General features: G+C 74.2%; 17 protein-coding genes. 9 read left to right on the forward strand and 8 right to left on the reverse strand.

What is annotated here, in order from left to right:
- Window positions 1–24: 24 nt before the first annotated feature.
- Window positions 25–510 carry a hypothetical protein gene (locus HB370_RS04950; protein WP_030784480.1) on the reverse strand — a complete coding sequence of 162 codons (486 nt, stop codon included), beginning with the start codon at window positions 508–510 and terminating at the stop codon, window positions 25–27.
- A 164-nt stretch (window positions 511–674) separates the two neighbouring features.
- On the opposite strand from HB370_RS04950, the gene HB370_RS04955 reads away from it, so the two are divergent.
- The 4 genes from HB370_RS04955 to HB370_RS04970 all read left to right on the forward strand — a co-directional run bounded on the left by HB370_RS04955 (window position 675) and on the right by HB370_RS04970 (window position 4,531).
- Window positions 675–2,192, forward strand: coding sequence for a metallophosphoesterase (locus HB370_RS04955; protein ID WP_030784477.1), 1,518 nt, complete (start codon window positions 675–677; stop codon window positions 2,190–2,192).
- A 66-nt stretch (window positions 2,193–2,258) separates the two neighbouring features.
- Entirely contained in the window at window positions 2,259–3,305 is a 1,047-nt protein-coding gene (locus HB370_RS04960; protein WP_030784474.1) for an LLM class flavin-dependent oxidoreductase, read from the forward strand.
- Window positions 3,306–3,373: 68 nt separating this feature from the next.
- Window positions 3,374–3,991 carry a DNA polymerase ligase N-terminal domain-containing protein gene (locus tag HB370_RS04965; protein ID WP_030784473.1) on the forward strand — a complete coding sequence of 206 codons (618 nt, stop codon included), beginning with the start codon at window positions 3,374–3,376 and terminating at the stop codon, window positions 3,989–3,991.
- 105 nt (window positions 3,992–4,096) lie between these two features.
- Window positions 4,097–4,531, forward strand: a complete 435-nt coding sequence (locus HB370_RS04970; protein WP_030784470.1) for a cupin domain-containing protein — start codon at window positions 4,097–4,099, stop codon at window positions 4,529–4,531.
- Window positions 4,532–4,538: 7 nt separating this feature from the next.
- Here the strand turns inward: HB370_RS04970 and HB370_RS04975 are convergent, their stop codons facing one another.
- The 5 genes from HB370_RS04975 to HB370_RS41730 form a co-directional block, all read right to left on the reverse strand.
- A complete protein-coding gene (locus HB370_RS04975) occupies window positions 4,539–5,006 on the reverse strand; it encodes a peroxiredoxin (protein WP_030784467.1) in 468 nt (155 codons plus the stop codon).
- Window positions 5,003–5,383: a membrane protein gene (locus tag HB370_RS04980; RefSeq protein ID WP_030784464.1), complete on the reverse strand. Its 381-nt coding sequence runs from the start codon at window positions 5,381–5,383 to the stop codon at window positions 5,003–5,005. The genes HB370_RS04975 and HB370_RS04980 overlap by 4 nt, the downstream gene beginning before the upstream one ends.
- 517 nt (window positions 5,384–5,900) lie before the next feature.
- Entirely contained in the window at window positions 5,901–6,326 is a 426-nt protein-coding gene (locus tag HB370_RS04985; RefSeq protein WP_030784461.1) for an ATP-binding protein, read from the reverse strand.
- Between the two features lie 143 nt (window positions 6,327–6,469).
- On the reverse strand, window positions 6,470–6,610 hold the full coding sequence (locus HB370_RS42635) for a hypothetical protein (protein ID WP_157855582.1): 141 nt from the start codon (window positions 6,608–6,610) through the stop codon (window positions 6,470–6,472).
- Window positions 6,607–7,479, reverse strand: coding sequence for a LodA/GoxA family CTQ-dependent oxidase (locus tag HB370_RS41730; RefSeq protein WP_030784455.1), 873 nt, complete (start codon window positions 7,477–7,479; stop codon window positions 6,607–6,609). The genes HB370_RS42635 and HB370_RS41730 overlap by 4 nt, the downstream gene beginning before the upstream one ends.
- Before the next feature lie 167 nt (window positions 7,480–7,646).
- On the opposite strand from HB370_RS41730, the gene HB370_RS05000 reads away from it, so the two are divergent.
- The 4 genes from HB370_RS05000 to hemC all read left to right on the forward strand — a co-directional run bounded on the left by HB370_RS05000 (window position 7,647) and on the right by hemC (window position 12,269).
- Window positions 7,647–8,414: an IclR family transcriptional regulator gene (locus tag HB370_RS05000; RefSeq protein ID WP_030784452.1), complete on the forward strand. Its 768-nt coding sequence runs from the start codon at window positions 7,647–7,649 to the stop codon at window positions 8,412–8,414.
- 44 nt (window positions 8,415–8,458) lie between these two features.
- Entirely contained in the window at window positions 8,459–9,973 is a 1,515-nt protein-coding gene (gene glpK, locus HB370_RS05005) for a glycerol kinase GlpK (RefSeq protein WP_030784449.1), read from the forward strand.
- Window positions 9,974–10,249: 276 nt separating this feature from the next.
- Window positions 10,250–11,230, forward strand: a complete 981-nt coding sequence (locus tag HB370_RS05010; protein WP_030784446.1) for an ATP-dependent DNA ligase — start codon at window positions 10,250–10,252, stop codon at window positions 11,228–11,230.
- 103 nt (window positions 11,231–11,333) lie between these two features.
- On the forward strand, window positions 11,334–12,269 hold the full coding sequence (gene hemC, locus HB370_RS05015) for a hydroxymethylbilane synthase (protein WP_030784443.1): 936 nt from the start codon (window positions 11,334–11,336) through the stop codon (window positions 12,267–12,269).
- Between the two features lie 80 nt (window positions 12,270–12,349).
- Here the strand turns inward: hemC and HB370_RS05020 are convergent, their stop codons facing one another.
- Window positions 12,350–12,874 carry a hypothetical protein gene (locus tag HB370_RS05020; protein WP_030784441.1) on the reverse strand — a complete coding sequence of 175 codons (525 nt, stop codon included), beginning with the start codon at window positions 12,872–12,874 and terminating at the stop codon, window positions 12,350–12,352.
- 403 nt (window positions 12,875–13,277) lie between these two features.
- Between HB370_RS05020 and HB370_RS05025 the strand changes: the two genes are divergently transcribed.
- Window positions 13,278–14,069, forward strand: a complete 792-nt coding sequence (locus HB370_RS05025) for an RNA polymerase sigma factor SigF (RefSeq protein ID WP_030784438.1) — start codon at window positions 13,278–13,280, stop codon at window positions 14,067–14,069.
- Between the two features lie 43 nt (window positions 14,070–14,112).
- Here the strand turns inward: HB370_RS05025 and HB370_RS05030 are convergent, their stop codons facing one another.
- Window positions 14,113–14,427 carry an ANTAR domain-containing protein gene (locus HB370_RS05030; protein ID WP_030784435.1) on the reverse strand — a complete coding sequence of 105 codons (315 nt, stop codon included), beginning with the start codon at window positions 14,425–14,427 and terminating at the stop codon, window positions 14,113–14,115.
- Window positions 14,428–14,430: the final 3 nt, after the last annotated feature.

Consider the following 14,430-nt stretch of genomic DNA (forward strand, 5'->3'; position numbering starts at 1 on the left):
CCCCCGAGCTCTTCGAGCAGGGCCTCACTCGCCGCCCGACTGGAGCGCCGCGCCGCCGGTGTTGCGGATCATCTGCTGGAGGACCTTCACGGTGGTGACGTAGTCGGCGTCGGAGATGCCCCGGTGGATGCGGTCGCGGATCGCGGGGGCGTGCCGTTTGAGGGTGGCGCGGGCCTCGTCCCCGGCCGGGGTGATCCACAGCCGCCCGTCGCCGTCGCGGGTGAGCCGGCCGCGCTCCAGCAGGGTCTCGGCCTCGGCCGCCAGGTCGTCCTCGGGCCTGAGGTAGGCGCTCATGGCCTGCCGGAGTTCGGCGAGGGTCATCCCGTGGCCGTCGGGCGAGAGGTCGTGCTCCGACAGGTTGCGCAGCAGCCAGTACGCGGGCTGGGTGAAGCCCAGTTCGGCCTGCCGGGCACGGGTGAAGGCGATGAGGGCCTCGTGGGCGACCCCGGTCCAGTACGCGGCCGGCTCGGCGGCGAGTCCGGCGTCGGTGCGGGGCGGCTGAGCGGTCATGGCGGTACCTCCTGCGTATGTTCGCCGACCCCGGCACCGTAGAACCTCGACCACGCTTGAGATCAAGGCCGAACGGCGACAAGCCGAACGGGGCGCGGTCGTGCGGGTGTTGGGCGGGACCCCGGCATCCATGCCTTGACCGGCGCGTTGTTACCGTGCACCGCGTGTCTGACTCCTCACGCGATACCGCACAGGGCGCCGGCTGGGGCGCGGCCCGGCCCGGCACCTACCGGCGGCTGATGCCGGACCACGTCGAGCAGCTGTCGTGGCTGAACCCCAGGATCCTGTGGGCGGCCCGCAACGGCGTGCTCGCGTCCTGGTTCGGCGACCCGACCGGCCGTACCCGCAGCCGCTGGGTGGCCCGGCGGGCGGAGGCCGGGGCGCCGGCCGACAAGGTGATCCGGCGGGACGTGCCGGAGTCGTTCTCCTTCATGGTCATCGGGGACACCGGCGAGGGAGGCGAATCCCAGTACGCCGTCGTGCCGGGCTTCCTGACGGTAAGTCAGGGCACCGACTTCGCGGTGATCGCCAGCGATGTCATCTACCCCGTCGGCAGCGCCGACGACTACGGCGACAAGTTCTTCCGGCCCTACCAGGACTACCCGGGGCCGATCTACGCGATACCCGGCAACCACGACTGGTACGAGGATCTCGGCGCCTTCATGCGGGTCTTCTGCGCCGACACCCCGCCGCCGGCCCCCGAGCCCCGGCCCCGCCCGCTGACCCGCGCCTGGCTGCGCTCCCTGCTGTGGCACCGGGCGCGCCCCGCCGACGGGCAACGGCTCGCCGCCGCACGGGCGTTGCGGTCGGCGCCGGGCCAGCGGGCCGAACAGCCGGGCCCGTACTGGGCGATCGACGCGGGGCCGGTACGGATCGTCGGCATCGACACCGGCCTGCTGGGCACGGTCGACGCCGAACAGGGCGCCTGGCTGCGGGAGATGTCCCGGGGCCCCAGGCCGAAGATCCTCGTCACCGGCTCGCCGCTGTACGTCGACGGCGAGCACCACCCGTGCCCCATCGAGGGCGGCGGCACGGTGGACGACATCGTCCGGGACCCGGAGCACCACTATGTGGCCGCGATCGGCGGCGACATCCACAACTACCAGCGCTACCCGGTGACGGTGGGCGACCGCACCGTCCAGTACGTCGTGGCGGGCGGCGGCGGGGCGTTCACGCACGCCACGCACACCATCCCCCGGGTGTCGGTCGGCGGCGTCACCGAACGCGACTTCCGCTGCTACCCGCTGCGCGGCGACTCGCTCGCCTTCTACAGCCGCCTGTACGGCCACCGGCTGCGGCTGCGCCGCTTCTTCCGGCTGACCGAGGCGGAGGCGGCGGCCGTCGTCGCCGAACGGCTCGGCATCGAACCGGCCCGCGCCCCGGGCCCCGGCGTCCGGGTCACCCGCCGCACCCGGCTGGTCGCGAGCCTGCTCGGCACCGGCCGCCGCCCCGACCGTCCCGCCCGGTTCCGGCTGCCCGTGCGCAAGATCTACACCCAGTTGTTCTCGCCGTCCTCCGTCACCTACAGCCCGCCGTTCTTCAAGTGCTTCCTGCGGCTGGACGTCACGGCGGACGCCGTGCGGCTGCGCTGCTTCGCCGCGACGGGCAACCTCGCGCAGGAACTCGATCCGCCCGTCGAGGACGAGGTCGTGATCCCGCTGCCGATGGCCCGGGCGGATTGATCACACGGTTGTCACACTCGCCTGCCAGAATCGGGTCGGAGCCGACACACGACCGCTGGAGGAGCCGTGCCGCCCACCTCTCGCCCGCTGCGCAAGCTGGGCTTCCTGACCATCGGCCTGTTCGACGCGGCGGACCCCGGGCGGGGCCACGAGTCCACGCTGCGCATCATCGAGCTGGGCGAACAGCTGGGCTTCGACAGCGCCTGGGTCCGCCACCGGCATCTGCAGTACGGCATCTCGTCCCCGGTCGCGGTCCTGGCCGCCGCCTCGCAGCGCACCCGGCGGATCCAGCTGGGCACCGCGGTGACACCGCTCGGCTGGGAGAACCCGCTGCGGCTCGCCGAGGACCTGGCGACGGTCGACGTGCTGTCCGGCGGCCGGCTCAACCCGGGCGTCAGCGTGGGCCCGCCGACGCACTACGACCAGGTCAAGGGCGCCCTCTACCCGGACACCGCCGACGCGGAGGACTTCGGTTACGAGCGGGTGCGGCGGCTGCTGGACCTGGTGCGCGGCAAGCCCGTCACCGACTTCAGCGGGACGGAGGGGTTCGAGGTCTTCTCCGACATCGTCCAGCCCCACTCCCCCGGGCTGGGGCGGCGGATGTGGTACGGCGGCGGCAGCCTGCGCTCGGCGCGCTGGGCGGCCGAGCACGGCATGAACTTCCTGACCAGCAGCGTGGTGAAGGTGGAGGACACCGAGGGCCCCGGAGGCACGGACGGGCCGCCCGACTTCGCCGCGATCCAGGCGTCCCTCATCCGGGAGTTCCGGGCCCACCACCCCGACGGCGAGGCGGCCCGGGTCTCCCACGGGCTGGTGGTGATCCCGACCGACTCCGCGAGCCCCGCGCAGCGCGCCAAGTACGCGGAGTACGCGGCCCGGCGGCTGCCCCGCACGGCCTCCCCGCAGGGCCCGGCACGGCACCTGTTCGCGCCGGACCTGGTCGGCACCTCGGCGGAGCTGGCCGAGCGGCTGTACGCGCACGCCGCCTTCCGCGAGGCCGACGAGGTGGCGTTCGCCCTGCCGTTCACCTTCGAGTACGAGGACTACGTACAGATCCTGACGGACATGGCGACGAAGCTCGGACCGGCCCTGGGGTGGCGGCCCGCCGACTGACCCTGGCATCGGCGGCGGCCGCCGGGGGTACCCGGGCGCCTGGGCCGGACGCGGGGAAGGAGCCATGGGTGGCGGAGGACCGGCTGCGGACGTACCGCGGCAAGCGCGACTTCGGGCGGACCGGCGAGCCGTCGGGGCGGGCGACGGCGGACGGGGGCGGCAGACCCCGTTTCGTGGTGCAGATCCACGACGCGCGCCGGATGCACTTCGACTTCCGGCTCCAGGTCGGCGACGTCCTGAAGTCCTGGTCCGTCCCCAAGGGCCCGTCCGCCGACCCGGCCGACAAGCGGCTGGCGGTGCCCACCGAGGACCATCCGCTGGAGTACGAGGACTTCGAGGGCGTCATCCCGAAGGGCGAGTACGGCGGCGGCACGGTGATCGTGTGGGACCACGGGACGTACGAACCGCTCAGCCACGACCGCCGGGGGCGCCCGGTGGACTTCGCGGACTCCCTGGAACGCGGGCACGCCACCTTCCGGCTGCACGGCGCCAAGCTGCACGGCGAGTACGCCCTCACCCGGTTCCGCGAGGGCGGCGCGGACGGGGAGGAGGCCTGGCTGCTGGTGCGCAAGGGCCCGGCCCGGCCGGGGCACGGCACGCCCGATCCCCGGCGGGCGCGCTCGGTGCGCACCGGCCGCACGCTGGCCCAGGTGGCCGCCGGCACCGGCGGGGACGGAGCCCCGTAGCACGGCAGGGGTCCCGGTGGCGACCATCCGGACGCGAGGATTCCGCCCGAGATGCCGGTTTGAGGTACGTTTGCGGCGGTATCCGCCCGTGCCCCGGAGGCTCGCATGCGCACCGCACTCCGTACCGCCGTGACCGGCGTCGTCACCGTGGCCGCCCTCATGACCTGCGGCTTCGCCGGGGCCACCCCGCCGGGGCCGGGCATCACGTCCCGGCTCCTCGCCCAGACCACCATCGACGGCACCGACTACATCCTGCGGGAGGCCACGATCCCGCCCGGTCAGACCACCGGCTGGCACTACCACGACGGCCCGGTGTACGGCGTGGTGCGGCAGGGCACCCTCAGCCACTTCGATGCCACGTGCCGGTCGGACGGCGTGTACGGCCCCGGCGGGACGTTCCGGGAACAGGCCGGCCCCGGCTACGTCCACATCGGCCGCAACCTGGGCGACACCCCGGTGGTCCTGGAGCTGCTGTACGTGCTGCCGCACGGCTCCCCGCTCTTCGAGGACGCCCCGAACCCGGGCTGCCCGTTCCAGTGACCCCCGCTCAGCCCTGACGGGCGCGGAGGACGGCGAGGGCCCGGTCGGCGTGGGTGCTCATGCGCAGCTCGCTGCGGACCACCTCCAGTACGGTACGGTCCTCGGCGATCACGAAGGTGACGCGCTTGGTCGGGGCCAGGGAGAAGCCGCGCCGGACGCCGAACCGCTCGCGGACCGTGCCGTCGGCGTCGGAGAGCAGCGGCATGCCGAGCCGGTGCCGGTCGGTGAACTCCCGCTGCCTGTCGACGGCGTCCCCGCTGATGCCGACGGGCCGGGCGCCGACGGCCGCGAACTCGGCGGCCAGGTCCCGGAAGTGGCACGCCTCGGCGGTGCAGCCGGGGGTGAGGGCGGCGGGATAGAAGAAGAGCACGACGGGCCCGTCGGCCAGCAGTCCGGTGAGCCGGCGGGTGGTCCCGGTCTCGTCGGGCAGAGCGAAGTCCTCCGCCGTGTCCCCGACCGCGAGGGGCCTGGTCACGACCGCCCCTTTCCGTCGCGGGCGACGCCGCGCGCCCACAGCACCAGGGGCACCTGGAGGGGCAGCCGGGCCAGGGCAGCCGCCCGCAGCGGGGCCGGGCGGTGGCGCCAGTCCACGGCCATCCGCACGTTGGCGGGGAACACGCCGACGAAGAAGGCGGCCGCCGCCTTCGCGGCCGTCGCACGGGTGCGGGGCGCGGCAATCCCGGCCGCGAGGGCCAGTTCGACGGCCCCGCTGCCGTAGGTCCAGGCCCGGGGCGGACCCGGCAGCGACCGCGGGATGATCGCGTCGAACTGCCGGGGTACGGCGAAGTGGGCGGCTCCCGCGGCGGCCAGCAGGCCGGCGAGCAGCAGGGGTGAGCGTTCGGACCGGGGCACGGTTCCTCCTGTGGTGGCCTGCCGCCGGATATTACTGGAGCGTAGGCCGGCTCGGGGTCCCGGTGCCGGACGGACCGGCGGGGACCAGGCGGACCGGGGCTCGCCGGGCCGGGTCGGCGGGCGGTGCGCAGCCCTCGCGGCCGATCAGGCACGGGCGGGAGGGCGTGCACTGTCCGCCGGCCGGCGGCGTCGGCCGCCCCGGGCGCGGGGAACCGGCGCGGACGCTCGATGCGCACCGTAAGGAGCCGCCGGCGCGCGCGGGCGGCCGGCGAGTGCGGGCGACCGGCGCGTGGGGGGCGGCCGACACGTACGGACGACCGGCGCGTGGGAGGCAGCCGACACGTACGGGCGACCAGCCGCCCCGGTCGGGCGCCGCGTGCCGCCGCTCCGCCGGAGGCCGTCCGGCCGTCGTGGCGGCCGTGCCCGGCGCCCGACCGGAGCCGTACCCCAGACCGAAACCGGAGCCCGACCGGAGCCGTACCCCAGACCGAAACCGGAGCCCGACCGGAGCCGTGCCTCAGGACGCGACGAGCTCGGCCCAGCGGGTGACCCGCCCGGGGCTGACCCGTATGCCGTGGCGGGTCGCCAGGGCGTGGACGATCGCCTCGCCCCGGCCGTGCTCGTCCGGGTCGATCCCGGCGCGGGTCGCGCCCACGGCGGGGTCGGGTCCGGCGTCGGTGACCTCGACGCGCAGGGTGGCGGGGTGATCGCCGCGCACCCAGGACAGCCGGAGTTCGGCCGGCGGCCGGGCGTGCACGATGGCGTTGGTGACCAGCTCCGACACCACGAGCAGCGAGTCCTCGACGATCTCCGGACACACGTTCCACTCGGCGAGGAGCGCCGCTGCCCGCCGGCGTACGGCGGATACGGCACCGGCGACGGGCGGCACCGGGCACACGTGTTCATGTGCCGCCCGAAGCAGGGTATTGAGCTGGGCCACCATGTTCTCTCCCGATGTGCTGCCGGTCTCACGCGCTGTCTCGGCGTATTCCGGGCCTCAGAGCACCGTAGGGAGACAAATCGGGCGGGTCAATGAATGGAGGTCGGCATTACCGAACGCCCCTCGTCCCGCCCTTGCCGGGCCGCTCACCGCAGGACGGTGGGCCCGGTGTGACGGCGGTGCCAGAAGGGCTGGTCGGGCCACCACTGTTCACAGCGGTAGAAGGTGTGGCGGTTGCGCAGGTAGGCGGCGCGGACGGCGTCGACGGCGCTGGTGTAGCGGGTCATCGCCGCCGGGTCTCCGACCAGGTGGGCGTGGACGGCTTCGCCGGCGCGCATGCCGGTGTACAGGGCCGTGAGGATGTCCCTGCGAGGACAGGGGGTCGAAGGCTGCGGCGACGTCGCCGGCGGCGATCCAGCCGTCGCCGTGGACGGTGTCGAGGTGGGTGGTGTGCGCGGGGGCCCGCGGGGGACGGCCGGGGCCGGGAACGTGTGGGCGGCCGTACGGGCCGGGAGCCCGGCGGGTTGGGCGGGGCCACGACCACCCAGGCGGGCTCGACGGGGACGGCGCGGCCCTCGAGGGTGAGGGTGGCGGTGACCGGGCCGTCGGAGATGTCGTCGCACCAGCCGTCGTTGTTGCCGAAGGAGAGCGGTGGTTCACCGAACGGCGCGGCGGAGTGGCCCTTGCCGCCGAGGACGACCAGGCGGCCCTCGTCGTCGGTGTGCATGGAGCCGAGGGGCACGTCGAGCGTGTCGAGGAAGCGGCCGCCGGTGAAGGGGACGGTGCCGCTGGTGGCGGCGTCCAGCACCTTGCGGCCCGGGTCGATGACCAGCCGGCCGCGGTCGGTGACGCCCTTGTTGCGCCGGGGCACGCTCTTTCCGGCCATGTCGGGGATGTCCAGCGCGAGGCGGAACTCGTACCACGCGGCCTTCTTGTCGGCCACGTGCACCGCCCACTCGATGCTCACCCGCGGGTCGGCCACGGTCAGTTCCCGTACGACCGTCCCGTCCGCGGTGTAGCCGTAGAGGCGGAACCGGGCCGCCTGCCGCTTGACGGCCCCGGTGTCGTCCTTGCGGGAGCCCACCGGGGCGGGTTCCGGCGCGGGGGTCTCGGGGCCGAGGAACCAGCCGTCCCGCTGTTCGCTGTTGCCCGGCAAGGGCGCCGGAGCCGCGCACGATGTGCCCGCGCATACGCCCCCGCGGTTCCCAAGGTCACCGCCCGGGTCCCGCGCTGCCACCCGGAAACGCCGTACGAGGGATGGCGCGGGGCCGGGTCCCGCCGTCCCGCGGGGCGAAGCCTCCCCGGCGGTAATAGGCTCGCCTCATGGCCGGACCGGTCCAGTCGATCGAGCGGGCGGCGGCGATTCTGCGGCTGCTCGCCGGAGGGCCCCGCCGACTCGGGCTCGGCGAGGTCGCGGCCTCGCTCGGGCTGGCGAAGGGCACCGCCCACGGCATCCTGCGCACGCTCCAGCACGTGGACTTCGTGGAGCAGGACACGACGACCGGGAAGTACCAGCTGGGGGCCGCCCTGCTGCACCTGGGCACCAGCTACCTGGACGTCAACGAACTGCGCTCACGCTCGCTGAACTGGGCCGACGCCCTGGCCGCCCGCAGCGGGGAGGCGGTGCGTCTGGGCACCCCGCTGGAGGGCAGGGTCCTCGTCGTCCACCATGTGTTCCGGCCGGACGACAGTTTCCAGACCCTGGACGTGGGCACGCTGCTGCCGCTGCACGCCTCCTCGCTCGGCAAGGTGCTGCTGGCCTTCGGCACGGCGACGGCCGAACCGGACCGGGAGCCGGGGCTGGAGGCGTACACCCGGCACACCCTGGTCGATCCCGAGCGGCTAGCCCGGGCGCTCACCGCGGTCCGGGAGGCCGGCTGGGCGGCCGAGATCCAGGAGATGAGCATGGGTGACGCGGGGATCGCCGCGCCGATCCGGGGGCACGGCGGGCTGGTCGTGGGCGCCATCGGGCTGTCCGGGCCGGTGGAGCGGATCTGCGACGGCCAGGGCCGGCCCCGCCCCGCGCTGGTCAGCCTGCTCCGCGAGGCCGCCCGGGCGATCTCCAGAGACCTGGGAGCCGCCCGCTGGTAGGCCGGGACGGCCGCCCGCGGATCCGTCGGAAGGCAGACCCGATCATGGGTGAACGGTATGTGATGTCGGTCGATCAGGGCACCAACTCGACCCGCTGCATCCTCTTCGACCACCGGGGGCGGCTGGTGTCGGTCGCGCAGCGGGAGCACCGGCAGCACTTCCCGCGGCCCGGCTGGGTGGAACACGACGCCGTCGAGATCTGGCAGAACCTGCGCCGGGTGGTGCCCGAGGCCCTGTCCGCCGCCGGCATCGACCAGGCGCGGGTCGCCGCGATCGGACTGGCCAACCAGCGGGAGACGACGGTGCTCTGGGACCGGCGGACCGGCGCCCCGCTGGGCCGGGCGATCGTCTGGCAGGACACCCGTACCGCGCCGCTGGTCGAGGACCTGCTGCGCGACCCCGGCGAGACGTTCTTCCTCGAGCGGTGCGCCCTGCCGCCCTCCACCTATTTCTCGGCGCTGCGGATCCGCTGGCTGTTCGACCACGTCAAGGGCGTCGAGCAGCGCGCCCGGGACGGCGAAGTGCTGTTCGGGACGATGGAGAGCTGGCTGCTGTGGAACCTCACCGGGGGCGCCGACGGCGGCCTGCACCTCACCGACGTCACCAACGCCGGCCGCACGATGCTGATGAACATCCGCACGCTCGCCTGGGACGACGAACTGCTGGACTTCTTCGGCGTGCCCCGTGCGATGCTGCCCGAGATCCGCCCCTGCGCCGAGCGGTACGGCGAGACGCGCGCGCTGCTGCCCGGCATCCCCCTCACCGCCGCCCTCGGCGACCAGCAGGCCGCGTTGTTCGGCCAGACCTGCTTCTCCCCCGGCGAGGCCAAGTGCACCTACGGCACCGGCGGCTTCCTGCTGCTCAACACCGGCGACGAGGTCGTACGGTCCCGGCACGGGCTGCTCACGACCGTCGCCTACAAGATCGGGGACCAGCCCCCGGCCTACGCCCTGGAGGGGTCGATCGCGGTCACCGGCGCGCTCGTCCAGTGGTTCCGCGACCGCCTCGGCCTGATCGGCAGCGCCCCCGAGATCGAGACCCTCGCGCGCACGGTCGAGGACAACGGCGGCTGCTACATCGTCCCCGCCTTCTCGGGCCTGTTCGCACCGCACTGGCGCAGCGACGCGCGCGGGGTCATCGTCGGCCTCACCTCGTACATCACCAAGGGGCATCTGGCGCGGGCGGTGCTGGAGGCCACGGGGTGGCAGACCCGGGAGGTCGTGGACGCGATGAACGCCGACTTCCCGGTCCCCCTGCCGCAGCTCAGGGTGGACGGCGGCATGACCTCGGACAACCTGCTCATGCAGTTCGTGGCCGATGTGCTCGGCGTGCCCGTGGTACGGCCCATGGTCGCCGAGACGGTCTCCCTCGGCGCCGCCTACGCGGCCGGCCTCGCCGCGGGCTACTGGCCCGGCCTGGAGGTGCTGCGCCGCAACTGGCACCGGGCCGCGCAGTGGCTGCCCGGCATGGACCCCGGGCGGCGGGAGGCGGAGTACGACAACTGGAAACGGGCCGTCGAACGGTCCCTGGGCTGGGCCGGACCACCGCGCACCCGCTGACCCCCGGCGTCACGCGTCACTCCGGGCGGAACGCGAGCCGGTCGGCCGGCGCCCCGAGCCATGGCGGGAGCCGGACCGCCCGCACCCGGAAGCCGTGGCGCGAGTCGGACCGTCGGCGCCCGGAGCCTCGGCGTCAGCCGGTCGGTGATGCCCGGATGGCTCGGCGTGTGCCGGTTCGTCGGTGGCCGGGGCGCGGTGCGGGCCCGTTCAGGGGAACCGTGGGGGAAAGGGGCGTGAGCGCGCCGGGGGCGGTCGAGATGTTCTGCCGTGACCGCCGTGCCGCTGCCGTTCATCGCGCCGATGCTCGCCACCCCCGGCAGCCTGCCGCCCGCCGCCCAGGACCGGCGGTGGGCGTACGAGACGAAGCAGGACGGCCAGCGGGTGATGGTCTACCTGCCCGGCGACGGCAGCGTGCAGCTGCGCGCCCGCTCCGGCGAGGACATCACCGCGGCCTACCCCGAGCTCCGGCCGCTGGGAGCCGCCCTGGGCCCCACGCCCGCCGTGCTGGACGGCGAGGTGCTGGCCCTGGACGAGCGGGGGCGGGCCGACTTCCAGCTGCTGCAGAGCCGGATGGGCCTCGCGCACGCCCCCGCGCGGGCGGCGCGCCGGGCCGCGCAGGTGCCGGTGCACCTGGTGCTGTTCGACGTGCCGTATCTGACCGAGCCGCTGCTCCGGCTGCCGTACGCGCGGCGGCGGGCCCGGCTGGAGGAGCTGGAGCTGGCCGGGCCGTACTGGTCGACCCCGGGCGCGGTGACGGGGCACGGCGCCGAGGCGCTGCGCGCCACCCGGGAGCACGGGCTGGAGGGCCTGGTCTGCAAGCGGCTGGACTCGGTGTACGAGCCCGGCGTCCGCTCCCGTGCCTGGATCAAGATCCGGAACATGCGCGCCGAGGACGTGATCATCGGCGGCTGGCTGCCCGGGAAGGGCCGGCTGACCGGACTGCCCGGGGCGGTGCTGGCCGGGCAGCGCGACGCGGAGGGCCGGCTGCGCTACGTCGGCGGGGTGGGCACCGGCTGGAGCGAGGCGGAACGCGTCCGGCTGGCGGAGCTGCTGCGGGAGGCGGCGAGCGACCGGTGCCCGTTCGACCCGGTGCCGAGGATCCCCCAAGCGCGCTGGGTGGTGCCCAGACTGGTGGGCGAGGTCAGTTACAGCACCCGTACCCGGCACGGCATGCTCCGCCAGCCGTCCTGGCTGCGCTCGCGCCCGGACCTCACTCCGGAGGAGTCGGCGGCGGACCTGCCGCAGGCGCCGGGGTAGAGGGGCCGTGGGGCGCGGCCGGCGGGCCGACCTCCGTGGTGCGGGGGGCCGTACGGGCGACCGCGACCGGAGCCGGACCGGCCCCAGGGTCTATCGTGTCCTCATGTCTGCACCGGAATTGATCCGTATCGTCTCCCGCGACTCCCCCATGGCGCTGGCCCAGGTGGAGCGGGTCCGTGCCGAGCTGGCCGTGCTGCACCCGGGGGTGCGGACGGAGGTCGTCCCGGTGAAGACGACCGGCGACAAGTGGCTGGGCGATCTCTCCCAGGTCGAGGGCAAGGGGGCGTTCACCAAGGAGGTGGACGCGGCCCTCCTCGCCGGGGAGGCGGACCTCGCGGTGCACTGCGTGAAGGACGTGCCCGCCGACCGGCCGCTGCCCGCCGGCACGGTGTTCGCCGCGTTCCTGAAGCGGGACGACATCCGCGACGCGCTGGTGCACCCGGGCGGGCTGACCCTGGACGAGCTGCCGGCCGGCACCCGGATCGGTACCTCCTCGGTCCGCCGGATCGCCCAACTGGCCGCGACCCACCCGCATCTGGAGTGCGTGCCGTTCCGCGGCAACGCCAACCGCCGGCTGGAGAAGCTGGCCGCGGGCGAGGCGGACGCGCTGCTGCTCGCGGTGTCCGGGCTGGAGCGGATCGGCCGGACCGACGTGATCAGCGAGGTGCTGTCGACGGAGACGATGATGCCGCCGATCGGCGCGGGCATCCTGGCCCTGCAGTGCCGGGAGGACGACACCGCGCTGATCGACGCGGTCAGCGGGCTCGGCGACCCGGACACCCACCGGGAGGCCACGGCCGAGCGGATGTTCCTGCATGTGCTGCAAGGGCACTGCAACAGCCCGATCGCCGGGTACGCGCGCGTGGACCGCGGCGGCGAACTCTCGCTGCGCGCCTGCGTGTTCACCGCCGACGGCAAGACGCGGCTGAACGCCCACGAGTGGGCGGGGCGGCTGGATCCGGCGACCCTCGGCACCTCGGTCGCGGTCGCGCTGCTTAGGCAGGGCGCGCGGGAGATCATCGACGGCATCCCGCACTGAACCGCGTACGGACGTCCCGGCACCGAACCGCGCGGGACGTCCCACGCTGAACCGCGCACGACGTCCCGCGCGGGTGCCCGTCAGGCGGAGCCCGGCTCCGCCTGGTCCCGCAGGAAGGCGGAGACCTGGTGGGCCAGGCCGCCCTGCCCGGCGGCCGAGGGGGTGGCCGTCGGGGCCGGCTCCAGGACGCCGATGCCGCCCGCCCACAGCCGGCGGCCGGTCCACTCGTCGTCCACCCGCAGCTGCACCTGTACGTCCACGTGGCTGAGGGCGGCCTCGGGCGCGGCGGCGTAGATCACGGCGGTGGCCCGGCGCAGCGGGTAGACGTCGAAGCCCTCGACGAACTGGGAGTTGCGCCAGTCGATGAAGGCGCCCTCGCCGTCCGGGCCCACGCGCACGTCGATCTGGCCGTCCTCCAGGTGGATGCCGTAGGGCCGGGCGCCGCGGTTCTCCACGGTGACCCGGACACTGAAATACGTCAGCCCGGCGGCGGCGTCGTCCCGGCCGCGGGGCGGCTCGGCCGCCTCCAGGCGGTGGACGCGGACCCGCAGACCGGCATGCTCGTCGTACTCCTGCCAGTCACCGACCACGTTCGGCTCGTACACAGTGCCCCTCTCGACCCTCGAGAGCTGCTGTCTATCTGTGCGCCGAGCGCACTGTCAAATGCCGGGAACGCAGCGTGGTCAGGGGAATTGACCTCTGCCGACCGGTGATCAAGCGCTGCCCAGGAAGAACTCGTCCGCGGCGGGTTCCGGCCGCCGGGCCGGGCGTGCCGCACATCACGTCCACGGCAAGATCGGCGATCTCCGGCTCCCCTCAGCCCGTTTCGCCACATTTATTATTATTTGTTTGGAGGTGTCCCTCGGCGGGAAAAGGGCTCAGGAGTGCTTCGGACAGGAGGCACGTCCGTGGGAGACGGCATGGCCCGCCCCCGGTGTCCCACTCCATGTCCGAGCGCACCTCCCACGGTGTCTGTCCCATCAGCACCTGCCGAGAGAGGTGCGCGCGATGCGTGTCACTGGCAGCACGAAATCCCATCCCCACGACGACGCCCCGGACACGGGCGCCGCTTTCGAGCAGCTCGCCCTGCTGCCCGACGGCCCCGAGCGCCAGGCGCTCCGGGACGAGCTGGTCCGGTTGTGGCTGCCCATGGCCGAGCGGATCGCGGTGCGGTTCCGCGGCCGGGGCGAGGCCCTGGAGGATCTGTACCAGGTGGCCGCGCTGGGCCTGGTCAAGTCCGTCGACCACTACGATCCGGCCCGTGGCCGCGCCTTCGAGGCGTACGCGGTGCCCACCATCACCGGAGAGATCAAGCGGCACTTCCGGGACCACATGTGGACCCTGCACGTGCCCCGCCGGGTGCAGGACCTGCGCAACCGGGTGCGTGCCGCCGTGAAGGAGCTGGCGCAGACCAGCACGGGCCGGGCGCCCACCGTCGCGGAGATCGCCGCGTACGCCCGGCTCAGCGAGGACGAGGTGCGCACCGGCATGGAGGCGCTGGAGTGCTTCTCCGCGCTGTCCCTGGACGCCGAGGTCTCCGGCACGGACGGCTACGCGCTCGGGGACTCCCTGGGCGGGCCGGACCCCGGGTACGACCTCGTGGTGGACCGGGCCGCGGTCAGGCCGTGCCTGGAGGCGCTGCCCGAACGCGAGCGCACCATTCTCTACCTGCGGTTCTTCCAGGGCATGACGCAGAGCTGCATCGCCTCGCAGCTCGGTATCTCGCAGATGCACGTCTCGCGGCTGCTGAGCGGCTGCTTCGACCGGCTCCGCGAGGAGCTGCTCGCGGAGATCCGCTGACCCCCGCGGCCGTGGGCCCGGCACCCCTGCCGGCCCCGCTCCCCTACTGCCCCTCGGTCCCCGGCACCTGCGCGGGCCCGTACCGGTCCAGGGCGTCCTCCAGCTCGGCCCGGACGGGGTCCGGGAGGTCGCCGCGCCGCCCCCACACCAGGATCAGCTCGGCGACGCGGCGCAGCTTGATGTTGGTGTGCTGGGAGACCTCCTTGAGGACCTCCCAGCCCTGGTCCGGGGAGACCCGGGCGAGGGCCACCACCATCCCAATCGCCTGGTCCACGACCGCGTGCGAGGCCATGGCCTCCTTCATCTGGTCGACCTCCGCCTGCAACGCGGCGATCCGGTCCGGCTCGCTCTCTGCCATCCC

It is taken from the genome of Streptomyces sp. DSM 40868 (genome assembly GCF_011820545.1).
GTDB classification, from domain to species: Bacteria; Actinomycetota; Actinomycetes; order Streptomycetales; family Streptomycetaceae; genus Streptomyces; species Streptomyces eurythermus.

Excerpts from the sequence above, each read along its gene's own strand:
- glpK (WP_030784449.1), top strand. The coding sequence starts at position 8,459 with ATGGGTGAACGGTATGTGATGTCGGTCGATCAGGGCACCAACTCGACC.
- HB370_RS05030 (WP_030784435.1), bottom strand. The coding sequence starts at position 14,427 with ATGGCAGAGAGCGAGCCGGACCGGATCGCCGCGTTGCAGGCGGAGGTC.
- HB370_RS05025 (WP_030784438.1), top strand. The coding sequence starts at position 13,278 with ATGCGTGTCACTGGCAGCACGAAATCCCATCCCCACGACGACGCCCCG.
- HB370_RS04950 (WP_030784480.1), bottom strand. The coding sequence starts at position 510 with ATGACCGCTCAGCCGCCCCGCACCGACGCCGGACTCGCCGCCGAGCCG.
- HB370_RS04985 (WP_030784461.1), bottom strand. The coding sequence starts at position 6,326 with ATGGTGGCCCAGCTCAATACCCTGCTTCGGGCGGCACATGAACACGTG.
- HB370_RS04970 (WP_030784470.1), top strand. The coding sequence starts at position 4,097 with ATGCGCACCGCACTCCGTACCGCCGTGACCGGCGTCGTCACCGTGGCC.
- HB370_RS05000 (WP_030784452.1), top strand. The coding sequence starts at position 7,647 with ATGGCCGGACCGGTCCAGTCGATCGAGCGGGCGGCGGCGATTCTGCGG.
- hemC (WP_030784443.1), top strand. The coding sequence starts at position 11,334 with ATGTCTGCACCGGAATTGATCCGTATCGTCTCCCGCGACTCCCCCATG.
- HB370_RS42635 (WP_157855582.1), bottom strand. The coding sequence starts at position 6,610 with ATGACCCGCTACACCAGCGCCGTCGACGCCGTCCGCGCCGCCTACCTG.